The following is a 23,279-nucleotide window of genomic DNA, read 5'->3' on the forward strand; positions in this document are numbered from 1 at the left end:
TATCATAAAAAATAAAAGATTAGATTTGTGAGAGCACAATTATTTTTTAGGCTATGAACATTTTTATTCTCTCCGTAGGTGAATACATATATTCTACACAACGAATATATAAAGAAGCTCGAAGGCGTGGGCATAAGGTTAGTGTTATAAACCACTTAAAATGCTCTATTAAACTTAGCAACGGAGAACATCAAATTTTTTACGAAGGTGAAAATATTAGTGAAAAAGCTGATATTATCATTCCAAGAATCGGAGCCTCTGCAACCAGACATGGTTCTGATGTTGTAAAAGAATTTGAGATGAATAATGTGTATACTACAGCTTCTTCTTTAGGAATTTTAAGAGCACAAAATAAAGTTCGTACATTACAAATAATGAATAAGGCATCTTTACCAATTCCTAGTACTCTTTTTTCTGTAAACCCTGAGAATATTGCTGAGCAAATTGATTTATTAGGCGGTGCTCCTATTATTATAAAACTGCAAGAAGGCACACATGGTTCTGGTGTTATTTTAGCGGAAAGTAAAAAGTCTGCTAAATCTATTATCGATACCATGTATAGTACCAATACACATATTCTACTGCAAGAGTTTATCAAAGAAAGTAATAGTGAAGATATTCGTGCTTTTGTAGTTGGTAACAACGTCGTTGCCGCTATGAAGCGTAAAGGATTGGAAGATGATTTCCGTTCGAATATCCATAGAGGTGGAAGTGGTTCTAAAATAGACTTAACTTCAGAAGAAGAAGAAATAGCAATAAAAGCCGCACAACTTTTAAATCTAGATATTGCTGGTGTAGACCTTATCAGATCAAAACGCGGACCTTTATTGATAGAAGTAAATTCTACACCTGGACTACAGGGTATTGAAGCATTTACAAAAGTAGATATAGCCAAAGCTATTATTAAATTTTTAGAAGAGGATGTTCAAAAAAGAATATAAAAACAATATTGTAGAAATTAGAGGTCAAAAGATTGGCTTAGGCGAATCTAAATTGATCAAAATCCCTGTAGATAGATTACCTACCGGAACCTACATTGAAATTCCTGTATATGTTTTTAATGGAGAAGAATTAGGTCCTACTGTTTTACTTCAAGGTGGATTGCATGGAGATGAAGTAAATAGTGTAGAGCTAGTTCGAAGAATGTTAATTGATAAGTCATATAAGATACATAGAGGCTGTGTTATTGTAGTTCCTTTATTGAACATTTTTGGTTTCTTGAACCTATCTAGAGATATGCATGGTAAGGATGTAAACAGAAGTTTTCCTGGTTCAAAAAAAGGTTCTTTAGCGAGTAGAATGGCTTATTATTTAATGAAAGAAATCACTAAAAATGTTGATTTTGCCATTGATTACCATACAGGCGGTGCTCAACGAAATAACTTTCCACAAATACGCTTTACTCCAGAAGATAAACGCGGATCTGAACTTGCTAAATTATTTAATGCTCCTTTAATGTTCGGTTCTAAATTGATAGCCAAATCTTTTAGAAATGAGTGTTATAAAAATAACATTCCTGTTATTGTTTATGAAGGTGGTGAGTCTTTACGATTAGAAGAAAACGCTATTCAAGAAGGAATCAATGGAACACTTCGTATTCTTAAACATTTTAAAATGATTCATGATAATGTAGTTATTCCACAAGGTCCTACTTCAATTCATATTACTTCAAGAAAGTGGATTCGTGCAAAAGTCGCTGGTATTTTTAATACTAAAGTTACAAACGGTGCGCACGTTAAAAAAGGTGAAATCCTTGGAAATATTATGGATACTTATGGAGAAACCAATTTTCCTGTAAAAGCTCCAAAAAATGGATATATTATTGCAAAAAACAACTTTCCCATAGTAAATATGGGAGATGCATTATTTCATTTTGGAAGCTAGGATTTTATTCTCTTATTGAAAATTTAGGCTCAGATTGCCATACGATATTGATGATTTTCCAGCCATCATCTGTATGTACCATATTTAAGTAATCAATACCCCAAACTGCGGTAACTTTTGCCACTGCAATTTTATCACACACATCTAAGATTTCTACTTTATGAATACTCTTATCATTAGCTCTATCTCCTTTGGCATTCCATCTTTTTGCTAAACTAATCAATCGATCAAAAGACATTTCAGAGTCATTTGAATATTGATCTTTTTTCTTATTAAACCACCATCCTACTTTTCTAAGTTTTGGATGCACACTTTTATAAGCTAAAGTAGTATCTGCCTTGTAAAAAGTATTGATATAATTACTAGCAGCTTCGGTTACTTTTTTTACCGCTAATTCTTTTTCTTGAGAAAAAATATTTGCAGAAAACGCAAAAACTAAAACAATAACAAATGTTCTCATACTAATTGGTTTTCCTCAAAGTTAGCTATTTAAATATTTGATTTTGTTAAAGTTATCTTAAGCGTTTTTTACCTACGTGAGCAAAGAGTCATTTGTTTTATTAACAAATTTATTGTTAATTTAATACCTATTAACTAATTAAAAACAATAAATTATGGAATTAATTATTAGCTTATTAAGTGGTGCCGTAGGTGGAAATATTGCGGGTGCTTTGCTAAAAAAGTTTTCAATGGGTACACTTTGGAACTCTGTAGTAGGTATACTTGGTGGAGGTTTAGGATCTCAATTACTAGGTATGCTTAATATTGATATTTCTGGTATTATTGGAAACATTGCTGGTAGTGGTGTTGGGGGTGCTGTCTTAATGGTTATTATTGGTTTAATTAAATCTGCAATGAAGAAATAATTAGCGATATAAACGATAAAAAAGCTCAACAGTATTGTTGGGCTTTTTTTATACCTTTAATTCAGATTTCAAAATTATTTCCATGTCCAAATTACATACATATTTACAAGAGATTATTAATGATATTTCTCTGCATGAAGATATTTCTGAGATTCTAACACATTTTAAACCACTGACTCTTAGCAAAAACCAATACTTTGCAGAAGAAGGTACTATCTGTAAGTATTTTTGCTTTATAGAAAATGGCATTTTACAACATTCTATTTTAATTTCGGGAGAAGAGAAAACAACCTATTTAGGTTTAAAAAACAGCTGTACTTCGGCTTTACAAAGTTTTTTACAAAAAAAGCCCTCTCGTAAAAACATCAAAGCACTTAGTGATTGTAATCTATGGGTAATAACCGTTGATGATTTTAATAGCCTCCTAAAAAACAACCCTGCATTTCATCAATTCTATTTTAACTTAATTGAACATCAGATTTTTTTAATTGATGATTATAGAATTGACTTACTCACCTTGTCGCCAGAAGAACGCTATAAAAAGCTACTTACTACAGAGCCTGAACTTTTACAAAAGGTCCCTTTGCATTACTTAGCTTCTTTTTTAGGAATTTCAACAAGACATATGAGTAGAATTCGAAAACTTATCAAATAGTGCCATATGGCTTAATTTAACATAAATTGTTTCTGTATTTTTGAAAACAACTTTAGAATAAATTGAAACAATTATGAAATACCATCCTATAAACAGCCAGTTATTTATTAAAAACCGTAAAAACTTCATGGCACAAATGAAGCCTAAGAGTTTAGCTGTTTTTAATTCAAACGATATCTATCCGGTAAGTGCAGACTCTACCTTACCTTTTCAACAACACAGAGATATTTTTTATTTAAGTGGTGTAGATCAAGAAGAAAGTATTTTAGTTGTGTTTCCAGATTGCCCAAAAGAAAACCTTAGAGAAGTTTTATTCCTTAGAGAAACTAATGAACACATTGCGGTTTGGGAAGGTGAAAAGTTAACCAAAGAAAAAGCTTTTGAATCTAGTGGTGTTAAAACCGTTTTTTGGTTGCAAGATTTAGAAAAAGTATTGGCCGAAATGATGGCTTTAGCAGATACAATATATATAAATACCAATGAACATTATCGTGCTTCTGTAGAAACTGAAACTCGTGAAGCTCGTTTTACAAAGTGGTTATTAAACAAATACCCTGCGCATTCGGTAGCTAAAAGTAATCCTATATTACAACGTTTACGTTCTGTAAAAGATGCTATTGAACTTGAGTTAATGCAACAAGCGTGTAATATTACAGAAAAAGGATATCGCAGAGCTCTAGAATTTGTACAACCAGGTGTTTGGGAATATGAAATTGAAGCAGAGTTTGCTCACGAGTTTTTAAGAAATCGCTCTAAAGGTTTTGCTTATACTCCAATTATTGCCAGTGGAAACAATGCCAATGTTTTGCACTACATCGAAAACAACCAACAATGTAAAGCTGGTGATTTAATTTTATTAGACGTAGGAGCAGAATATGCTAATTACTCTTCAGATATGTCACGTATGATTCCTGTTTCTGGGCGTTTTACCGATAGACAAAAAGAAGTATACAATGCTGTAAACAGAGTAAAAAATGAAGCTACAAAAATGTTAGTTCCTGGAACAATTTGGGCCGATTATCATGTTGAAGTTGGTAAAGTTATGACTTCTGAATTGTTAGGTTTAGGCTTGTTAGATAAAGCAGATGTTGCTAATGAAGATCCTAACTGGCCTGCATATAAAAAATACTTTATGCATGGAACTTCTCATCATTTAGGATTAGATACTCATGACTACGGGTTATTACACGAACCTATGCAAGCTAATATGGTATTTACCGTTGAACCTGGTATTTATATTCCTGATGAAGGTTTCGGAATTCGTTTAGAGGATGATGTGGTAATTCAGGAAACAGGAGAAGCATTTAACCTAATGCGTAACATTCCAATTGAAGCAGAAGAAATAGAAGATATTATGAATGCATAAACCTTTAATTATTCATTTCAACACAAGCCTTGTCTACTTTATTTGACAGGGCTTTTTTTTAAACAAAAAACTCCCACAAAAAGTGGGAGTATAAGCATTAAACTATAAAATCTACCTATTGTACTAGTAATGTATATTGAGGAGTCGGATTTAACGGACAGAAATATACATACTCGCCTTTTGTTAATGCTACTTTCTTTGAAGTTGATTTAGAATTGTTTTTAACTAATGACGTTACATATGCATTTTTGATATGGTTCTTCTGATCAGTCTTTCCTTTAGGAGCTAAAACAAACCCTACATCATGACCTACATTAGCATTAGAAATTTCGAAAATATAAGTTCCTTCATCTAAAGTGATTGATTTCTGAGTAAATTCACCCTTAGTTTGCTCTAAAGAAACTGTTTTTACTTCTTGTGCTTGTGCTTGGAAAGCAAATCCAACCACCATTACTAAAATTGCTACTATTTTTTTCATTTGTTTATTATTTTAAGTTATTTAATTAAGCGTTTATTGTAAATTTTCCTGCTTCTACCTTTGGAAAATCAATTTCTGTTTCTGCAATGTGGTTTACATAATTCGTTAATGTATTTGCCACTACATTTAATACGATTTCTAAAATATCTCCATCGTTGTATCCTGCTGCTTTTACCTCTGCAATCTCATCAGAAGTAACATTACCTCTGTTTTTGGTAATTAACTGTGCAAAATTTAATCCAGCTTGTACTTTCGTATCTGAAGACAATCCTTTTCTGTTTTCTTCTGTTTCAGCTTCCGTTAAACCATTCATTTTTCCTATTGCTGTATGTGCAGATAAACAATAGTTACATGTATTCTCTTCAGCAATAGCTAAAGCTAATTGCTCTCTAAACTTATTAGAAAAGTTTCCTCCTCCATTTAATTCTCCTAACGTTAAATATGTTTTTAATAACGCTGGTGAATTTCCCATTACTTTAATTAGGTTAGGAATGAATCCTAATTTACCTTGTACTGCATCAAATAATTCTTTTGACGCTCCTGTTGTTGTTTCCGGATTTAATGTTTGAATTCTTGTACTCATTTTTTATAGATTTTTTAGGTTATTATTATTTACAGTTACATAATTCTCTATCTGAGAATTGCTCGTCGTATTCTTGGTATCCCCAGCAATTTGGGCATTGAATGTTTATTTGTTCTTTCATCTTTCTTCCTTTTTTGATAACCAATAATTCTTGGTTAAAATTTCTGATACAAAGATGCGACGAGAACCTACCTCAAAAAATGGACAAAAGTTCCTTATACTTGGACAGTACTTTTTTTTAGAAATTTTACAATTTATTAACATATGTTAATTGACAAACTAAAAAACTCTCTTATATTTGTAGTGTATATATGAATCCCCTTTATATATATCCCCTATAATAGTAAACCCCTTAAACTCGTGTACCCCAAGTATTACGAGTTTTTTTTGCCTTACATTTCCCTTTTTTCCAGTATTTTTAAACCAAAAACGCATTTATTAACCTATGTTAATTTACTGATTGTAAAAACGTTATATATTTGCAGTATCAATATGAAATAATAGATCCCCTCTATAATTTCCCCTAACGTAAACCCCTTACGACTCGTAGCCCCCAAAGTTGCGAGTTTTTTATTTCTTAATATTCTCTTAACATTCAGAAAAAAAATGAAGTATATTTTTGCGGAACATTTTTTTATATTCCCCTTATAATTAAATAATCCCCAAAAAAATCCACGTGTGTATTACAGCGTGGTTTTTTCTTTTTGAAATTGTTTTGGAGACTTTCCTGTAGTTTTAGTAAAAAATCTTGAAAAATACGCTGGGTCATTAAACCCCAAATCGAAGGCAATATGTTTTACCGCTTCTGAAGAATATAGAAGTTGTCTTTTGGCTTCAGTAACAATTCTATTCTTTATAAAATCACTTGGAGTTTGAGCGCCTATTTTTTGAAAGTGCTTGGTTAATGATTTTGGTGATACTCCTAATCTATTTGCATAATCAGTTACGCTATGCAACTTCTTAAAGTTTTGTTCAACTAAAACACTAAAATCTTTAAATAATTTAGTTTCGGTATCTTCTTTGATAACATCGTGTTCTTTCTTTATTCGAACCGCTGAGATTATAAACTGTTTTAAATAAGCTTGCAACATATCATATTGAGCCGCTTCTTTTTGTTGAAACTCCTCAATCATGTTATGAATAATCATATCTAGCTTAACAACATCTGTTTCTTCTGGCTTTATTAGGGGTGTTTCATATACATTATTAAATAAAACCCCATTACAAGATATTTCCGCATCGTGATTTTGAATGCAATAGAAATCTTTATGAAAACTCAGTTGATAGGCTTCTTTTATCTTTTCAGACTCCACAGAAAACACTTGTCCTGGTGAAAGAAAAAAAAGTACTCCATTGGCAAAAGAATAAGTTTTAAAATCAATATTATAAGTGCCTTTCCCTTCTTTTATCCAAATAATTTTTAGTTGTTTCATTTGTTCTGGTTCATTCACCACACAAGCTTTTTCAAACTGTACTGTTTGCAAACTAAAAATATCTTTATAGGTATAGGAAATAATATCTTGTACCGCCATGGCCTTTACATAGTTTTTTTATTGGTCGGAAAAAACAACATAGCTAACATTTTTCTTTAAAGTTACTGCATTATCATGTTCAACTAAGTGTTGTATTTCATATTTGAAATTAATAAAAACATTAAACTTTACAAAACAATAAAAAACCACCTGTTTAAAGGTGGTTTTTCAATATTATCCAAGTAAAAATTTTTAGTCAGGTATTCTTAGACAAGATATTTTCTAATAATTATCTAAATCTTCCGGTTCAATAACACTGTCATCTGCATATTCATATGTGTTTTCTTCATATTGTTGTATATACTCTTTAGTTGTATAAAGTGTTCCGAACTGAACAATTCGACCTGTTTCTCTTTCTACCAAAAAAGGAGCATTTCCTATAATAGCAAAATCATCATTCTTTGTTTCATAATGTTTTTTGCTTCCATATATATATATGTTCCCATATTGTTTTTTAATTGTCCATTCCTCAAGTGAAATTATAGGAATATTAGATAGCTCTTCTTTCTTTTTTAAGAATTTGTCAGCGATCTGTCTCATTTGTTTATCAGTTAACATAATTCAATAATTTTAATTTGTTTTTAAATATTTAAAATATTTGTATTCTCTAAAACCTATCGAAGCCAGCTTACCACTTTGTCCATCAACCATGCGTAATTCTCCTTTTACCATAACTACATTAAACACATGTCCTTTTTCGAAAGGATATACCTCTTTTACTCCGTAAATAATACCTCTTTCTCCTTCCTTTATTACATTTTTCATTTGAGGAATCGTTAATTTATCAAAGATTCTATTGTATCTATCTCTTAATATTGAAACAGGTAAAAAATCTTTGGTTGGTTTTGCTAATTTAATAATACCTGTTTTAAGGTAATCATCGACCACTTGCACAACATTTACACAATTTAAATTTGACACTTTGTATACTTTATTATCTTTAACGTAATGGTTAAAATGCTTTAATGCTTCATCTAAATACTCAAGAGCTTGTTCCGGATTAATTTTTGCAAGTTTTCTTGCACTTTCTAAGAACTCTTTTGCATCAATTCTAGTAGGAGTATCTCTTGCCATTCCTGCCGACGCTCGCAGTTCTCTTCTTATGTTTTGTTTCCCTACCTCATCAAGCCTTCCTTCTTTAACTAAATTATCTAAAGATTTTTCGAATTTAGGGTTTTCAACTAGTTCTCTAGCTGTTTTATATAATTTATCATACACAAAAGAAGAAACTTCTCCTGCCAAGGCTACCATTTCTAAATAGAACAAATATTTAGAAATTGTTCTTCCTAATTCGGTATCATCCAGTTCCGTAAGCTTTAACAAGGTATTTACGGTTCCAGAACTTACTTCAATAACACCTGCTGCTGCTTTAACAGCCCCTATAGCTTTTGTTACTTGAGCTGTTTTATAGACTAGCGTTTTTCCTTTTTTTAATAAATTATAAATACGTCCTGCTTTAATAATATTTCCAACACCAGATACCGTGGTTAAAACATCTACTAAATACTCACTTCCTTTTAATACATTTTTCCAAAAAGTACTTTTGTTATTTGCAAACAATACAAAAGCTGGTAGCTTTATATATAAGGTATTGGATGTATCCTTTTCTTTTAAAATAAACTTAGGGTTTTTACTATTTACCAAAACAATTGGTGCAAACGGATGGTAATTATATTGCTGTGCTTGATAATCATCTACTACTTCCGTATTACCAGTGTCAATATATCTTGGTTTACTCGCATCACCTATATTTATTAGCTCTTGAACTTCCTTGGTCCCAACCTTAACTCTTACTTTTACATCGATTTCAGCTTGTTCTCCCTCCCAATGTATTTCTGCATTATCATAATGAAATCCTAAAGCGGTATCGGAACGATAATCTAATAGTACTGGGCTTTTTTCTGTAATATCAATTAATTTGTTTGTCTTTGGATTAATATTGGCGTAAGAGCTATTCTTCCAGATATTCCAAATAAAATATACATAGGTTTGAAACTCCTTTCCGTCAAGACCTTTTACAAGCTTGTATAATAACAACTTGCCATCTACCTTTCTTGTAATTAGGTTGGTTATAAAGTTATTATTAATATCTACTGTATATTTTTTCTCTTCTTCTGTTAGAACCTCTCTTTTATCTTCTCCAATAGTGTCTTTTATTTGTTTATGGGTACGTCTATGATAAATGATTTTTAACAACTTTAAAATAAGATCCTCTTCATTTGTACCTAATACATCAGTTATGTTTCCTTTTGCTAAAGTTTCTATTGCTGCCCATAACGATGTATTATTATAAAAAACATAATACAAAGGTTCTGGTATTTGATAAATCAGTGCTTTTTTGTCTTTTAAGCTTGATTTGTTTGCTACAGGAGTTATATGATACCCTATACGTTTTAAAAACTGATGACGCCATTTTGATCTAAAGTCATTTACTTCGTTGAAGTAGTTAAAAATAGTGTCTTTCAAAAAACTCATTACAGTAGATAAATTCTTAAAACTTATACGTAAAGCAATGGTAGGAACCTCATCTTCGTCTAGCAAAAATGTTGGTATAACTTTGGGTGCATCTTTTTTATAATAATATGATAAACTATATGGGTTTGCACTTCCTAATTCTTTTGATAAAATTGGGAAGCGATGTACGGATGCCTTTAATGAATTAATTACTACTTCTAATTTTTCATTAGCTTTTACACCATAAACATTGGTATAGTGATAAGTCTTTTCAGTAAAATTAGAAAAATCTTCAGGTCTAAAATTGATATAATCTTTTGAGTTATCTAGATGTACAATTTCCATCATTGCTACTAAATGGTTATTGGTATCTATATAAAACTGAAACCCTCCATAATATAATTCATCTGGGATTATCACTTCGGTTAAAGATTCAGAAAAATCAGTAGAGCTAAATACTCTCTCATCTTTTTCATAGGAGATGTTTTTATAAAAAACTTTTCCATTATTAAATGCATACAAAGTGTATGCTACATTATCTACATCAATATATAAGGTTTGTGGAATGCTAATTTCTCTATTTTCTCTTGGAAAATCTTTTAAAAGCATTACTTCTTCTTGAAACTTTTCTTTTTCTTTTGTTATTTTTACGACTACGATCTCTTGGTTTACTTTTTGTATAAAATCTGGGATTTTTAAGTAGTTGACAAGATCTTTTGTGGTTATTACTTTATTCATTCTTTTTCTCTTTTTTAGTCAAACAATCGAACTCCAACTCCAACATTATGTGTTGGTTGTTGTATCTGATTTAAATTAACTCTGTAGCTTGCAAACCATTTTCCTTTTCTGTTGTATTGTAAACCAAAACTTAGATTGTCAAAAGTTTGCACATTTCCTCCAACTTCCGAAAAGAGGTATAATCCGCTTCTATAAGTTTTAGGATACTCAATAGTCTTGGTTACTGTTATTTCTCTAGGAACCTTAAGTTTATAAGAGATCTGGCTATCTAACAACTTTCCTTTGACTAAATCATAACTGTAGATTTCTACATCGGTATTATTCAGGGTGTCCCTGTATATTTTAGCAGCTATATAATTAGTGGTATCTTTTATAAAAATGGTGTCTTTAATGATTTTAGTGACATCATTCTTATGTACATATACTTTTTTATATTTTACTGTTTGTACTTTAAACGTATCTATTTTCGTTTGCCAAACGGTATCTCTTACAATAGTTATTTTAGGTTCTTGTGTTACTCTTTTTTCATTTTGTTTTATGAATAAATTGATGAATAACAACAATAAAATTGCTCCCAATAGTAACCTATCGGTTTTCGTTTTAAAAAAATTCATAGCATTGATATTTTAGGTTAAAAAGTGTTGTTATTCTCAAAAAAGATAGATTTGAACTACGCTAAATCTGACAATTAAAACCTTCCTTAGAACAACAAAAAACACTAACGTTTTAATTTGGAAAAAGAACCACTAAAAACAGTTGTTAGTGGTTAGATTTTAATTTTGATTATGGAGTATATAGGTTTGTAATATACTGACCAGATATTCTAATTGTACCGTTAGAAATTACCGCAGAACTGACTTGAGATAAATTACCACTAGCATCTTTATATAAAAACTCTATCCCGTTAGATAATCTAAAATAATTACTCACAGCATCCACTACTGGTGGGGCAATCCCCAGTATACCTTCAAAACCATGTGATATAGAAGCATAAGAACCTGATGCTAATATTGGTAACCCAGTTATTTTTAAATCACCACTTGGGGTTCCCGATGTATTAATACCTCCCATGTTTATTTCAAAATGAACTAAATTTCCAATTCTAGTAAATTTACCCGAAGCAGATGAACTATAAGTAGCTCCTCCAGCTGCGTCTACCAACGTTGGTGTAAAACTTCCTTCCTCATAAAAGTTTGCTTTCATTAACCCTGCATTGGTTGCATCGGCAAGAGGCAATATAGTATCTTTACCTGTACTTGACACCAATTTTCTAGTAGAAACCTCATATGACAAATCTGTGGTTCCTCCTCCAGCATAATTTGCATCGGCATATTCTTTAGTTATTAGTGATTTATTCCCTGCTGTATTTATTTGAGTGGGTGTAAGACTTGTGGTTATTGAACCATTATCTATATCAAGAGTTGTTGTATTGTTTGTAAAGTTAATGTCTTGACCTTCAATCTTAACTAAAGATTGATTATTTCCGATATCAATACCTGCATTGTTTGCATTTAAGGTTATTTTAGGTTCTCCTCCTCCTTGTGCATAATCTCCTATTGTCAACACTAAATCTCCATTATTTGAAGAACCTGTATGTGTAGCCCAATCTGAAGTAGAACTTCCTCCAGAAGCACTAATAATAGGTTGTAAAGGATTAGATTTATCGATCGTTACATTGGTTCCTGCTTGGTAATCTGGAGTAGCTAATTGAGTTGCTACACTTACCTCTCCAGCTTCATCAATTACAAATCTTCGATTTGCCTCTCCTTCTGCTTGTTTGGCATCGATATAACTATCGATTAAATCAGCATATTGTTGTTGTGTAGGCTTGTCTCCTGTTTCGAAAAACTTCTTTAATGTTTCTTTGTTTTGTTTCATTTTTCTTCTTTTTTATCTGTTTATAAATTGTTTTGACAAAAAAGAACCACCAAAAACTATTGTTAGTGATTAAACTTTTAGTATTACTTAAGATGTGTACACGTTTGTTATATATGTTCCCGCTAATTGTACAATTCCGTTATTAAAAACAACTGCGAATACAAAGTCATTACCACTATTAGATAACCCACTTGTATTACTGGTAGTTTTATTAAAAGCAATTATATTTCCTTGACTTGAATATATAGCTGGATGTATCGCATAAAACTCCTCATTTCCGCCTGAAAAAGTGATAACATTCCCAGTATGATTGTCTACAACTTCAAAAGGTAGTGCTCCAACTCTAAATTGCCCTGTTGGCGTTCCAACAGTGTTAATTCCAGATATGTTTACACTAAAAGTAATTTTATTACCAACTCTAACATATTTTCCTTTTGATGTGTTTGAAGTATAAGTTGCCCCACCTCCAAGATCTATTAACGTAGGCGTAAAAATTCCTTCCTCATAAAAGTTTGCTTTCATTAACCCTGCATTGGTTGCATCGGCAAGAGGTAATATAGTATCTTTACCTGTACTTGACACCAATTTTCTAGTAGAAACCTCATATGACAAATCTGTGGTTCCTCCTCCAGCATAATTTGCATCAGCATATTCTTTAGTTATCAGTGATTTATTACCTGCTGTATTTATTAATGTATTGGTTAAGCTTGGAGCTGTAATTGTTCCGTTTTTGAGAACTGTGAAAGCATCACTACGATTTGCGCTAAGGTTATCAGTACCATTTCCTATATTGAATAATCTATCTGTTGCATTCCATAAAGTATCCGAATTTGGTGTATAATTGGTTCCAAACATTCCAATAGTCCTTTCACAAAATGACGGGGCTGTGTTATACATTCCTCCAGCATGAGAAGAATCTCCACTCGCTATTGTTAAATTACCTTCTGCGTGAGATTTGTCTCCACTTGCTGCCGTATTTTGACCCTCCGAATGAGATCCAATACCACTAGCAGATGTACTTAGACCTTCCGAGTGAGAATAATTTCCCGTTGCTCCTTTGGTTGAAGAACCATAATCATTTATAGATAAATCAACTGCATTTGTACCTATACTACCATAATTACTAGGATTTCTTCCTACTAACCTCCATCCTTTTTTTCCTTCTTCTGTAACTTGTTCTAATCCTGTTGAGGCTCCTCCTACAGAAGCACTAATAATAGGTTGTAAAGGGTTAGATGTATCAATTGTAACATTGGTTCCTGCTTGGTAATCTGGAGTAGCTAATTGAGTTGCTACACTTACCTCTCCAGCTTCATCAATTACAAACCTTCTATTAGCTTCCCCTTGTGGTTGTTTTGCATCAATATAACTATCTATTAAATCAGCATACTGTTGTTGTGTAGGCTTATCACCTGTTTCAAAAAATTGTTTTAAAATTTCTTTGTTTTGTTTCATTTTTCTTCTTTTTTATCTGTTTATAAATTGTTTTGACAAAAAAGAGGCGCTAAAAACAATTGTTAGCGACTAAACTTCTATTTTTTTCTATACTACTTCTATGAAAGAATTTACTAAAACGGAATTGAATGTGTATTTTTTATTGTTTCCATTTGTATTCGCCTCATCAGAAAACTCTACGGTGTTCACTACTTTATAACGAAAATCTACATCAGATAAATTTGAGTATATATTATTATTAGGATGATTATCATGTCTAAGCTGTTTATAAATACTATTATGCGAAACCTGATTATTTACTTTCTTAAATGCTTTTACATATACCAAATCTGGAGTCCAAGAGCCATAAGATCCTTTCTCTGTACTAATAGCGTAATCAATATAAAATGGTGTTTTTGACTCTCTGATACTCTCTATTAGATTTTGATCATTTAATTCAATCTCAGCAACTTTTAAAAGCTTTTCACTTGGAAAAAAATTGTGAGAAGACATAATTTCTAAATAAACCTCTGACTTCACCTTTGATGGAGAAACTGTACCTGTAATAACACCATTAATAGCCCCATCTATCATCTGATTTCTAACAAGTAGCTTTACATCATACCATTTCTTAGTAGTACTTTCATCAAAATAATCTGAATCAAAATATTTACTCTCTGTAACACTATAACCAGTTCCATTGGTAGTGGTAGTAGTTTCTGAAACTCCCAAACTAAATGTTGTATTCTTTTTCACTATAGATTTTAAACTATCTATTTTCAATAAAATTTTCTTTTCTATTTCATCAAAGTCAAAATATTTTCCAAATTTGATTGTTTTAGTTTTAAATTTTTCAGTGTCTTCATAATCAAAAACAGTTAATGGATACCCTTTGATAAAATCTGGTTGATTATTATCTGTTTGATTAAAATCTGCCTGTACCTCTTTTTGTTTTGAAGCAACACTTACTTCACCTAATTCATCAATTACAAACCTTCTATTAGCTTCTCCTTCGGGCTGTTTTGCATCAATATAACTATCTATTAAATCAGCATACTGTTGTTGTGTAGGCTTATCACCTGTTTCAAAAAATTGTTTTAAAGTTTCTTTGTTTTGTTTCATTTTTCTTCTTTTTTATCTGTTTATAAATCGTTTTGACAAAAAAGAGGCGCTAAAAACAATTGTTAGCGACTAAACTTTTATTTTTATATTACATAATTTGCTCGATCAAATAATGCTTAACCTGTAGTATTGAACTCCATGGTGTTGGATTAACAACATTTTGATTATCAACCTCAATACCAATAAAAACACTAAATGAAATATTCTCATCGATTACTCTTCTTACTGAAGAATTGTTATCGTAGAACTTATAATTTTGAAAGGTTTTAGAAAGTACATTTCCGTTAAAATCAAAATGAGTTTGATTATAAGTTACATCGGTAGTTAAGGTGCCAAATATCATTTTATTCAATATCAAATCAATAGAACTATTATTAAAGAGTTTACTTCCGGCACTTACATTTTGTAAATCAGATTGTGTTGCGGTTACTGTATAAAGTAATATCTCCTTGTTTGTTGTATTTGAAAAAAAAGAGCCATTATTAGGCTTTAAATAAACCTTAAACTTAATATGATTTGGTAAATCATTTATTGAAAACACTCCGTTCTTCCATATAAATTTATTTAAGAAATCTATTTTAAAAATTTTCTCATTTTGTGCGTCATTGTATTGATCAAAAGGCTTTCCGATAGAAGTTTCAACTCCATTAACCGTAGTTGTTGTATTTACCGAATTTAACTCTGCATTCGCTAAAAAACTATAATTTGGTGTTAATCTAGAGGTTATTGTTCTAAACTTAGATTTATCTATAACACTCTTTAAAGTGTACAAACATAGTTTTACCGTTCTCGTTGCATCTAAAGGAGTAAAAACCAACGACCCTCCTAATTTTAACTTAAATACATTAAACCCTGCTATACTAATAGCAGTTGTTCTTTCTAACAAAGCATTTGTGTTTGTATTCATAACACAAAGATCTGCATGGTTAGCTACATCTATAGGAGTATCAGTCGAACTTCCATTCTCTTTAAACGCTATATAATTTGCTCCATTATAATTTACTATAGCATACACTTTCTTTTGGGTAAAATCTAAAGCCCCTATATCAGATGGAGCATTATACGTAGTTATGCTATAACTTTGAATAACCCTGCTTAAAGTAGATAAATTTGATCTTTCATCATACGTAATAACATCTGGTTTATTCTTAATAAAATCAGCACTTGCAATATTAGTTTGATTAAAATCTGCTTGTATTTGTGTATCTTTTAAATTACTCAAATCTACAGTAAATGTTGAATTATCATCACGTGTAAATGTTGCGATGCCGTTTACATCTAATGTTCCAGAAACTAATCGTGCTAAATTAGTGTCATCAATATAATTTGTTAAATCAAGCTCCTTAACAACAACTCCATCCTTCAATAAAGACAACTTATTATTATTAATATCTGACAGGGTATATTCTGGACTTTTTTGTTCGGAAGCAACACTCACCTCTCCTGCTTCATCAATTACAAATCTTCTATTTGCTCCTCCTGCTGGTTGTTTTGCATCAATATAGCTATCGATTAAATCGGCATATTGTTTTTGTGTAGGCTTATCGCCTGTTTCAAAAAATTGTTTTAATTCTTCTTTGCTTTTTTTCATTTTCTTCTTTTTTATCGTTTTTAAAATGTTTTGATAAAAAAGAGACGCTAAAAACGATTGCTAGCGACTAAACTTTTAATGTTCGTTTGTTTTACAGTATTGAATAATACTTTAATTGTAAACTATTCATTATTTTATTTTTTCGATTAAATAGTGCTTGCAACTAAAATTACCTCCCCATTGAGTAGGTGTAGTAACGCCAGTATTATCTATCTCAGCAGTCATAAAAACTGAAAAAGTTATGGCGTTATCTATTTCTCTTACGTCACCACTATTATTATTATAAAAGACATAACTTTTCGGTGTTGTAGAAACCACATTTTCATTAAGGTCAAACTCTTTTAAAGAATATTTTATTCTTGTTGTATCTGTCCCGTAATAAAGTATTTTATTCATTACCAAAGGAATAGAATTATTATAAAAAAAGGTTTCTCCAGAAGTGGTTAATGATTGTAAACTATTTTCGTTTGCTTTAATTGAATACAACAATACTTCTTTATTTGAGGTACTTGGAAAAAAAGAACCTCCATTCGGTTTTAGCCACACATTAACTTTTATTGATTTTGGCACATCGTTTAAAGTAGAAGAATCTCGACGCCAAACAAAATCATTTAAAAAATCAATCTTAAAAATTTTTTCAGATTGGGATACATCTTGATTAAATGGACGCCCAATAGATGTACTCAAACCAGTAACTGTAGTTGTAGTGTCTATATTAGAAAATGAAACATTTGCCAAAAACGCACTATTACTTAATAATTTACTAGTTATAACTCGTACTCTTGAGCTATTGAAAATAATTTCCTTTTCTGTCGCATTGTAGTCAAAAAAATCATCAAAACGCAAGCTATTAGTAACTGCAAACTTTTCAGTACCATTACTATCTTTTATTTTTATTTCAATAGTATCTTTTAAATTACTCAAATCAACTGTAAATGTTGAATTATCATCACGTGTAAAAGTTGCTATGCCATTTATATCTAATGTTCCAGAAACTAATCGTGCTAAATTGGTATCATCAATATAGTTTGTTAAATCAAGCTCCTTAACAACAACTTCATCCTTCAATAAAGACAACTTATTATTAATAATATCTGATAAAGTATATTCTGGGCTTTTTTGTTCAGAAGCAACACTCACCTCTCCTGTTGCATCAATTACAAATCTTCTATTTGCTTCCCCTTGTAGTTGTTTTGCATCGATATAACTGTCTATTAAATCGGCATATTGTTGTTGTGTAGGCTTATCACCTGTTTCAAAAAACTGTTTTAATTCTTCTTTGCTTTTTTTCATTCTCTTCTTTTTTATCGTTTTTAAATTGTTTTTGATAAAAAAGAGGCGCTAAAAACTATGTTAGCGACTAAACTTTTATTTTTTAATTATTCTTTTTCCTCTAACAAAGGCAGTAAAATGTTTATGGAATTAAATGCATTATTAGCTTCCGATAAACTTAAAACCCCTTTACTTTGAGCATACTCTGCACATTTAATTAAAAATGTTAAAGCTTCTTTTTGTTCTTTTTCCACGATTATTCTATATCAATGTTGTTACTATACTTCCTGAATTGTCAATACCAATACGATATTGTTTTGTACCATCTGGAGTTTTAAGAATTACCCCTCTACCCACTCCGGTACTCACATAATCTCCAGAAGTTGTTACTTCAACAACACTTGTATTCCCTAATACTACTTGATTTGTTTTTGTGGGATGCGAATTACTACCTATTGTTGTTGTGTTTGTATAAGCGTATTGCGGAGTAAAAGTATGTTCTCCTGAACCTACACTATACAAATTACTTATAAACTCTATTGTGTTGGCATCTATAATTTTAAATATAAAAACACTATTATTATACAATCCTCCAATAGGTGTTGTACCTGTTATATTATATTTTAAATGCACTAAAGAATTATTACTTCCAAACAAATGGTTATTAATTGTTATTCGATTATTAGTAGTATCAACTTCAGAGGAAGTAACTGTTTTAGCTTTGTCTGAATCTGCATAAAAACTTCCAAAGGAATTATGTCCTAAAGCTGTATTGAGAGCTCCTTGATTATAAATCAAAGCATTCTGTCCAAAGCCATTAGAGTGTGAACCTGTATTTTCTCTTAAGGCAAACCCTCCAAAACCATTTGAACCAGTACCTAAATTTCTATTTAAGGCATAATATCCTACTCCATTACAATACGGTTTTGAATTAAACTGTAATGCATAATTTCCAAATCCATTCGATCGATCTCCTAAGTTCTCACTTAAGCTTCCCGTTCCAAAACCATTAGATTGATGTCCTTTATTAAGTAACATTGCACCAGCTCCTAAGGCATTGACATAATCACCTGTATTACTACTTAATGTATTATTACCAAAACCGCAAGCATTCGTACCTGTGTTACTTAAAAGAGCCGATAATCCAAATCCACTAGCATTTGCTCCTGAATTTTCCTGTAAAGAATTAACTCCAAATCCACTTGAATTTTGTCCTGTATTGTCTTTTAAAGAGTTTGTTCCATACCCACTAGCATTTACTCCTGTGTTATTTATTCCTGCATTGAAACCAACCATCATTCCTGATGTTGACACCCATTTAGTACCATCCCAATACTCATTTTGATGCTTTATAACATTATTACCTGTTGCTTTATCCTTTAAATAAACATTATGCCTCGCTTTACCTACCTTTGTAAACAACGAACCTAGCTTAATATCATTAGCTAAATCTAACTGCTTAGTTCCTCCTGTAAAAGGAACCAAATTACTCGTATCTATAGTTCCTCCTGCCGTGGCATTAATCATTGGATTATTAGGATCTGTACGATCGATAGTGATATTTGTTCCTGCTTGATATTCCGGAACAGTATCCTTTAAGTTACTTAAATCAACTGTAAATGTTGAATTATCATCACGTGTAAAAGTTGCGATGCCATTTGCATCTACAGTTCCGGAAATTAATCTTGCTAAATTGGTATCATCAATATAGTTTGTTAAATCAAGCTCCTTAACAACAACTCCATCCTTCAATAAAGACAACTTATTATTAATAATATCTGATAAAGTATATTCTGGACTTTTTTGTTCAGAAGCTACACTCACCTCTCCTGTATCGTCAATTACAAATCTTCTATTTGCTTCTCCTACTGGTTGTTTTGCATCAATATAACTATCTATTAAATCGGCATATTGTTGTTGTGTAGGCTTATCACCTGTTTCAAAAAATTGTTTTAATTCTTCTTTGCTTTTTTTCATTTTCTTCTTTTTTATCGTTTTTAAATTGTTTCTGATAAAAAAGAGACGCTAAAAACCAATGCTAGCGACTAAACTTTGTTTTTAATTAATTTGGTATATATTCTATTAATAACTTATGACTTGACAACTCATTTGCTGGTATTTCCCATCCAGAAAATTCCAATAAATTTGCTCCATAAGTTATTACTCCAGCATTATCTAACACAACTTTCTTCTGTAAACTGGTAGATAAAGGAGCGTCTAGATATCCATCTCCAGATAATACATCAACTCTAACATGAGTTTTAACATTAAAATTATGTGCTAGTTCATAGGAAACACTATCAACCACATGCAATGAGGAAAGATCAAATACTTTTATAATAGTATCTCCTCCTTTTTTATCTAAAGCAACACTCACCTCTCCTGCTTCATCAATTACAAATCTTCTATTTGCTTCTCCTGCTGGTTGTTTTGCATCAATATAACTATCTATTAAATCGGCATATTGTTGTTGCGTAGGCTTATCGCCGGTTTCAAAGTGTTTTTTTAATGTTTCTTTATTTTGTTTCATTTTTCTTCTTTTTTATCGTTTTTAAATTGTTTTTGATAAAAAAGAGGCGCTAAAAACTATGTTAGCGACTAAACTTCTTCTTTTTCTTTGTTCTTTTGTTTTTTGGCATCTTGCTCTAGCGTACTTTGCAAACCGGTTTGTTTTAACAAGTTATGCAATGCTCTAAAGGGGTTTACTCCATAAATTTTATTGTAGTTTTCTAAAATTGATTTAATCTCAGTCACAGCAATGAATCCTGCTATTATTTTTAAAAAAGGTACTTCATTTACAATATGTTTTTCTAAAAAATATGCTGAAATTATTACAAGGTTATATATAAAAAATTTAGATACGGTATGCCCTATTCGAATACTTCGAATAGGGAAATTATTTTTTATAGCTGCATATGACCCAGTAATAAAATCAACTACTATTAATAGCATCATGGTTGTTAACACTCCATTTAAAGGCGATAGTAAAGCTAATAGCCAAAAAATGATATGTGATAACTTATCCATTCTTTTTCAACTTTCTTACATCTAGTACCCTGTTTTTAGGGTATGCTTTTATACTAACACTATTTCCTTGATTACCTCCTAACAAATACACATAACGTTTGGTTTCTTTTATTAAGAAACCAACATGCCCCTTCCAACTATTAGGGCTTTCTCTCCATAAAACTACCACATCTCCTGGTTGCGCGTTACTTGTAGAAGTTCCTACAGCTAGCCAACTACGGGCCGTTAATTTATTAGAGTATTCATAACCTGCTTGTTTTGCTACCCAATTTGCAAAGGCGCTACACCAAGCAGTTTCGTCTTTAAATTTAGATTCCTCAAATCCTAGTGATTTGAAATAATTTAGAATTTGGGGATGATCTTTGGAGCCTTTTACTTCTTTAACTCCGTATTGCGATAACGCTGTTGATAATAAACTATTCATACAAATGTTTGATTCTTTTAAGCGTTAGCAGATATAAACTTTGAAGTTTTAGATTCTTTTTCATTTTTCTTGACCAGATTCGGGGTTAATCTTAACTTTTTCTGTTTCTGCGTAACATAATGGGTTAATAAATAATTGAACTATTAGAAAAGCAATACAAATATAAAACATATTACATATTATACAAAACAAATTACAACTTATTTTGTATAATGTTTTATTTTAGAATCATTCTAATTTATCTTTACTAAAGAAAATTTCTCCATTTTTTACAGAACAAGTATTTACAAAAGCACTATTTAATTGATCAAATTGAAGTGTAAAACTATGTTTAAAAGCAACTATTTTAAAACGCATCCCATCTCCTTCTAAAACAATTCCCAGTTGTTCTTTGAGCTTCTTAATCTCTATTTCACAAATACATTCATTAGCAGTAAACATAATGCTTTTCATTATTTTTATATCTTTTATAATTGCAGAAAAAGTAACCTTATAAACTTCGTTTTCAAAATTCTTTTCAGATACTTTTCCATTTATAACAGACATAGACCCTGCCAAACAAACAACACTTTTTTTACAGGTTATTTTAAATAACCTCTCATAACTAATTTTTGGATTTTTCATAACTATTTTTTTTCATTAGACTAATATAAACATATTAACATATGTTTTAAAACTTTGTTAACACTTTTATATTGTTTTGTTAAAATAAGAATTCGTTGTTTTTAATAAGAATACGTTTTAAATTTTAAATTAATAAACAACACCCAACATCTTTCAATAAAAAACCCACCTAAAATTAGGTGGGTTTTCACATATTAATTTCTAATTATTGCTCCCAAGGTTTATTCGTTGGTCTATCGTCTGTTAACAAACCAAACTCTTCATTCTCCATAATTCCAGAATCAATAAAAACAACAACTCTTTACAAAATATTTTTTTTATCTAAGAATTTATTAACCCAGTCATGATTATCTCCTTTAATAAATCCTAAATGATAATACTGTAAGTTTTTCATTTTGTTTCTAACCATTCTTCTTGTATCATCCACCCTATCCGTATAACTATTATACTCAGCATCTATATCTTTTTCTGGATTATAATTATCTATACACTCTAAATACACCACCTCTAAATATTCAGCATCTAATTTTTTACCAAAACCATAAGTTAAAAAAGTCAGATTAATTCCATCTTCTGGAACATCATATAACTCAATTTCACATGCTAAAAATTTAACGATAAAAGTATTCACCATTTCATCATCCTCAAATACCTCGTACTGAGAAGGCCAATCAAACTCTTCCATAACTTCCTTAATCATTTCTACTGTAAGATAACTCTTAGGAACATATTTTTCTTCACTATTCATATACCATTTTTTCCTTTTTTTCAAAATAGCTACATATTAAACTTATACAGCGCTTAATCTTCTTCGTATTTCCCTATGTCCTCCAAACCATTTATAAACTGCTCAAAAGAATCACAAATAAACACAGGTTCTTCCGCTGTTCCATCCATGTAAAAAGCATAAATAGTTCCAAAATCTTCATCTCGCATTGAAATACAGAAATCATTACCTCCTTCATCTAACCCGAATGAAAACAAAAACTTTGGAATGTTGTTTTCCAATACTTGATGAGTATCTATCGTATCATTTACACTAGGCAAAGCAACTTCACTAGAACTATTATATCTATCATACTCAGTATCAAAACAAGAGAATACATCTATTACAAAACCATCTTCATAAGGATTTCCATAAGCTGAAAATTCAGGATACCCTCCATTATTCTTTAAAATAAACTGTTTATACGAATCAGGAATTTTTAAATTATATGAATCTATAAACAAATCTAAATCAGTCTTTGATATTGGTTTTTCACTTTCACTAACATTTAATTCTTTCATAATTATTATTTTTTTTCTTTTCTATAATTAAAAACCAACTACAACGATAACACCTAAAAAACCA

General features: G+C 30.8%; 25 protein-coding genes. 5 read left to right on the top strand and 20 right to left on the bottom strand.

Annotation, left to right across the window (positions count from 1 at the left end; all coding sequences use genetic code 11):
- The first annotated feature begins 53 nt into the window (after positions 1 to 53).
- Together Q0873_RS07345 and Q0873_RS07350 are read left to right on the top strand one after the other, a co-directional pair.
- Positions 54 to 941, top strand: a complete 888-nt coding sequence (locus Q0873_RS07345) for a RimK family alpha-L-glutamate ligase (protein WP_299105536.1) — start codon at positions 54 to 56, stop codon at positions 939 to 941.
- Positions 922 to 1,884, top strand: a complete 963-nt coding sequence (locus tag Q0873_RS07350) for a succinylglutamate desuccinylase/aspartoacylase family protein (RefSeq protein WP_299105538.1) — start codon at positions 922 to 924, stop codon at positions 1,882 to 1,884. Before Q0873_RS07345 ends, Q0873_RS07350 begins: the two co-directional genes overlap by 20 nt.
- Positions 1,885 to 1,888: 4 nt before the next feature.
- On the opposite strand, the gene Q0873_RS07355 is transcribed toward Q0873_RS07350, so the two are convergent.
- Positions 1,889 to 2,344 carry a nuclear transport factor 2 family protein gene (locus Q0873_RS07355; protein WP_299105540.1) on the bottom strand — a complete coding sequence of 152 codons (456 nt, stop codon included), beginning with the start codon at positions 2,342 to 2,344 and terminating at the stop codon, positions 1,889 to 1,891.
- 154 nt (positions 2,345 to 2,498) lie between these two features.
- On the opposite strand from Q0873_RS07355, the gene Q0873_RS07360 reads away from it, so the two are divergent.
- From Q0873_RS07360 to Q0873_RS07370, 3 genes are all read left to right on the top strand, one after another.
- A complete protein-coding gene (locus Q0873_RS07360) occupies positions 2,499 to 2,750 on the top strand; it encodes a hypothetical protein (RefSeq protein WP_299105542.1) in 252 nt (83 codons plus the stop codon).
- Between the two features lie 82 nt (positions 2,751 to 2,832).
- Entirely contained in the window at positions 2,833 to 3,405 is a 573-nt protein-coding gene (locus Q0873_RS07365; protein WP_299105544.1) for a Crp/Fnr family transcriptional regulator, read from the top strand.
- Positions 3,406 to 3,478: 73 nt separating this feature from the next.
- Positions 3,479 to 4,771, top strand: a complete 1,293-nt coding sequence (locus Q0873_RS07370) for an aminopeptidase P family protein (protein ID WP_299105546.1) — start codon at positions 3,479 to 3,481, stop codon at positions 4,769 to 4,771.
- Positions 4,772 to 4,886: 115 nt separating this feature from the next.
- On the opposite strand, the gene Q0873_RS07375 is transcribed toward Q0873_RS07370, so the two are convergent.
- From Q0873_RS07375 to Q0873_RS07465, 19 genes are all read right to left on the bottom strand, one after another.
- Positions 4,887 to 5,249: a plastocyanin/azurin family copper-binding protein gene (locus Q0873_RS07375; protein ID WP_299105547.1), complete on the bottom strand. Its 363-nt coding sequence runs from the start codon at positions 5,247 to 5,249 to the stop codon at positions 4,887 to 4,889.
- A 25-nt stretch (positions 5,250 to 5,274) separates the two neighbouring features.
- Positions 5,275 to 5,832 carry a carboxymuconolactone decarboxylase family protein gene (locus Q0873_RS07380; protein ID WP_299105549.1) on the bottom strand — a complete coding sequence of 186 codons (558 nt, stop codon included), beginning with the start codon at positions 5,830 to 5,832 and terminating at the stop codon, positions 5,275 to 5,277.
- A gap of 683 nt (positions 5,833 to 6,515) precedes the next feature.
- Complete coding sequence (locus Q0873_RS07385; protein ID WP_299105552.1) at positions 6,516 to 7,364, bottom strand: helix-turn-helix domain-containing protein; 849 nt, start codon at positions 7,362 to 7,364, stop codon at positions 6,516 to 6,518.
- 222 nt (positions 7,365 to 7,586) lie between these two features.
- On the bottom strand, positions 7,587 to 7,904 hold the full coding sequence (locus Q0873_RS07390) for a hypothetical protein (RefSeq protein ID WP_299105555.1): 318 nt from the start codon (positions 7,902 to 7,904) through the stop codon (positions 7,587 to 7,589).
- 30 nt (positions 7,905 to 7,934) lie between these two features.
- Complete coding sequence (locus Q0873_RS07395) at positions 7,935 to 10,556, bottom strand: hypothetical protein (RefSeq protein ID WP_299105558.1); 2,622 nt, start codon at positions 10,554 to 10,556, stop codon at positions 7,935 to 7,937.
- Positions 10,557 to 10,570: 14 nt separating this feature from the next.
- Positions 10,571 to 11,170: a hypothetical protein gene (locus tag Q0873_RS07400; protein ID WP_299105559.1), complete on the bottom strand. Its 600-nt coding sequence runs from the start codon at positions 11,168 to 11,170 to the stop codon at positions 10,571 to 10,573.
- A 169-nt stretch (positions 11,171 to 11,339) separates the two neighbouring features.
- On the bottom strand, positions 11,340 to 12,434 hold the full coding sequence (locus tag Q0873_RS07405; RefSeq protein WP_299105561.1) for a hypothetical protein: 1,095 nt from the start codon (positions 12,432 to 12,434) through the stop codon (positions 11,340 to 11,342).
- Positions 12,435 to 12,521: 87 nt separating this feature from the next.
- On the bottom strand, positions 12,522 to 13,889 hold the full coding sequence (locus Q0873_RS07410; protein ID WP_299105563.1) for a hypothetical protein: 1,368 nt from the start codon (positions 13,887 to 13,889) through the stop codon (positions 12,522 to 12,524).
- 87 nt (positions 13,890 to 13,976) lie between these two features.
- Positions 13,977 to 14,990 (bottom strand): hypothetical protein, encoded by a 1,014-nt coding sequence (locus Q0873_RS07415; protein ID WP_299105565.1) that lies wholly within the window; start codon positions 14,988 to 14,990, stop codon positions 13,977 to 13,979.
- An 88-nt stretch (positions 14,991 to 15,078) separates the two neighbouring features.
- On the bottom strand, positions 15,079 to 16,581 hold the full coding sequence (locus Q0873_RS07420) for a hypothetical protein (RefSeq protein ID WP_299105567.1): 1,503 nt from the start codon (positions 16,579 to 16,581) through the stop codon (positions 15,079 to 15,081).
- A 129-nt stretch (positions 16,582 to 16,710) separates the two neighbouring features.
- The gene (locus Q0873_RS07425) at positions 16,711 to 17,874 is read right to left on the bottom strand and encodes a hypothetical protein (RefSeq protein ID WP_299105570.1); all 1,164 of its coding nucleotides are present in this window, start codon (positions 17,872 to 17,874) and stop codon (positions 16,711 to 16,713) included.
- A gap of 86 nt (positions 17,875 to 17,960) precedes the next feature.
- Complete coding sequence (locus Q0873_RS07430) at positions 17,961 to 18,107, bottom strand: hypothetical protein (RefSeq protein WP_299105573.1); 147 nt, start codon at positions 18,105 to 18,107, stop codon at positions 17,961 to 17,963.
- A 7-nt stretch (positions 18,108 to 18,114) separates the two neighbouring features.
- The gene (locus Q0873_RS07435) at positions 18,115 to 19,830 is read right to left on the bottom strand and encodes a hypothetical protein (RefSeq protein ID WP_299105575.1); all 1,716 of its coding nucleotides are present in this window, start codon (positions 19,828 to 19,830) and stop codon (positions 18,115 to 18,117) included.
- Positions 19,831 to 19,915: 85 nt separating this feature from the next.
- Positions 19,916 to 20,383: a hypothetical protein gene (locus Q0873_RS07440; RefSeq protein WP_299105578.1), complete on the bottom strand. Its 468-nt coding sequence runs from the start codon at positions 20,381 to 20,383 to the stop codon at positions 19,916 to 19,918.
- A gap of 68 nt (positions 20,384 to 20,451) precedes the next feature.
- Positions 20,452 to 20,880, bottom strand: coding sequence for a phage holin family protein (locus Q0873_RS07445; RefSeq protein ID WP_299105580.1), 429 nt, complete (start codon positions 20,878 to 20,880; stop codon positions 20,452 to 20,454).
- Positions 20,873 to 21,304 carry a TIGR02594 family protein gene (locus Q0873_RS07450; protein ID WP_299105582.1) on the bottom strand — a complete coding sequence of 144 codons (432 nt, stop codon included), beginning with the start codon at positions 21,302 to 21,304 and terminating at the stop codon, positions 20,873 to 20,875. Before Q0873_RS07450 ends, Q0873_RS07445 begins: the two co-directional genes overlap by 8 nt.
- Positions 21,305 to 21,532: 228 nt before the next feature.
- The gene (locus Q0873_RS07455; RefSeq protein ID WP_299105584.1) at positions 21,533 to 21,928 is read right to left on the bottom strand and encodes a hypothetical protein; all 396 of its coding nucleotides are present in this window, start codon (positions 21,926 to 21,928) and stop codon (positions 21,533 to 21,535) included.
- Between the two features lie 301 nt (positions 21,929 to 22,229).
- Entirely contained in the window at positions 22,230 to 22,676 is a 447-nt protein-coding gene (locus Q0873_RS07460; protein ID WP_299105586.1) for a hypothetical protein, read from the bottom strand.
- 53 nt (positions 22,677 to 22,729) lie between these two features.
- Complete coding sequence (locus tag Q0873_RS07465; protein WP_299105588.1) at positions 22,730 to 23,215, bottom strand: SMI1/KNR4 family protein; 486 nt, start codon at positions 23,213 to 23,215, stop codon at positions 22,730 to 22,732.
- Between the last annotated feature and the right edge of the window lie 64 nt (positions 23,216 to 23,279).

The sequence above is a fragment of the uncultured Tenacibaculum sp. genome (assembly GCF_947498805.1).
Taxonomy (GTDB): domain Bacteria; phylum Bacteroidota; class Bacteroidia; order Flavobacteriales; family Flavobacteriaceae; genus Polaribacter.

Coding starts and splice junctions, on each gene's coding strand:
- Q0873_RS07345 (WP_299105536.1), top strand. CDS start 54: ATGAACATTTTTATTCTCTCCGTAGGTGAATACATATATTCTACACAA.
- Q0873_RS07350 (WP_299105538.1), top strand. CDS start 922: ATGTTCAAAAAAGAATATAAAAACAATATTGTAGAAATTAGAGGTCAA.
- Q0873_RS07355 (WP_299105540.1), bottom strand. CDS start 2,344: ATGAGAACATTTGTTATTGTTTTAGTTTTTGCGTTTTCTGCAAATATT.
- Q0873_RS07360 (WP_299105542.1), top strand. CDS start 2,499: ATGGAATTAATTATTAGCTTATTAAGTGGTGCCGTAGGTGGAAATATT.
- Q0873_RS07365 (WP_299105544.1), top strand. CDS start 2,833: ATGTCCAAATTACATACATATTTACAAGAGATTATTAATGATATTTCT.
- Q0873_RS07370 (WP_299105546.1), top strand. CDS start 3,479: ATGAAATACCATCCTATAAACAGCCAGTTATTTATTAAAAACCGTAAA.
- Q0873_RS07375 (WP_299105547.1), bottom strand. CDS start 5,249: ATGAAAAAAATAGTAGCAATTTTAGTAATGGTGGTTGGATTTGCTTTC.
- Q0873_RS07380 (WP_299105549.1), bottom strand. CDS start 5,832: ATGAGTACAAGAATTCAAACATTAAATCCGGAAACAACAACAGGAGCG.
- Q0873_RS07385 (WP_299105552.1), bottom strand. CDS start 7,364: ATGGCGGTACAAGATATTATTTCCTATACCTATAAAGATATTTTTAGT.
- Q0873_RS07390 (WP_299105555.1), bottom strand. CDS start 7,904: ATGAGACAGATCGCTGACAAATTCTTAAAAAAGAAAGAAGAGCTATCT.
- Q0873_RS07395 (WP_299105558.1), bottom strand. CDS start 10,556: ATGAATAAAGTAATAACCACAAAAGATCTTGTCAACTACTTAAAAATC.
- Q0873_RS07400 (WP_299105559.1), bottom strand. CDS start 11,170: ATGAATTTTTTTAAAACGAAAACCGATAGGTTACTATTGGGAGCAATT.
- Q0873_RS07405 (WP_299105561.1), bottom strand. CDS start 12,434: ATGAAACAAAACAAAGAAACATTAAAGAAGTTTTTCGAAACAGGAGAC.
- Q0873_RS07410 (WP_299105563.1), bottom strand. CDS start 13,889: ATGAAACAAAACAAAGAAATTTTAAAACAATTTTTTGAAACAGGTGAT.
- Q0873_RS07415 (WP_299105565.1), bottom strand. CDS start 14,990: ATGAAACAAAACAAAGAAACTTTAAAACAATTTTTTGAAACAGGTGAT.
- Q0873_RS07420 (WP_299105567.1), bottom strand. CDS start 16,581: ATGAAAAAAAGCAAAGAAGAATTAAAACAATTTTTTGAAACAGGCGAT.
- Q0873_RS07425 (WP_299105570.1), bottom strand. CDS start 17,874: ATGAAAAAAAGCAAAGAAGAATTAAAACAGTTTTTTGAAACAGGTGAT.
- Q0873_RS07435 (WP_299105575.1), bottom strand. CDS start 19,830: ATGAAAAAAAGCAAAGAAGAATTAAAACAATTTTTTGAAACAGGTGAT.
- Q0873_RS07440 (WP_299105578.1), bottom strand. CDS start 20,383: ATGAAACAAAATAAAGAAACATTAAAAAAACACTTTGAAACCGGCGAT.
- Q0873_RS07445 (WP_299105580.1), bottom strand. CDS start 20,880: ATGGATAAGTTATCACATATCATTTTTTGGCTATTAGCTTTACTATCG.
- Q0873_RS07450 (WP_299105582.1), bottom strand. CDS start 21,304: ATGAATAGTTTATTATCAACAGCGTTATCGCAATACGGAGTTAAAGAA.
- Q0873_RS07455 (WP_299105584.1), bottom strand. CDS start 21,928: ATGAAAAATCCAAAAATTAGTTATGAGAGGTTATTTAAAATAACCTGT.
- Q0873_RS07460 (WP_299105586.1), bottom strand. CDS start 22,676: ATGAATAGTGAAGAAAAATATGTTCCTAAGAGTTATCTTACAGTAGAA.
- Q0873_RS07465 (WP_299105588.1), bottom strand. CDS start 23,215: ATGAAAGAATTAAATGTTAGTGAAAGTGAAAAACCAATATCAAAGACT.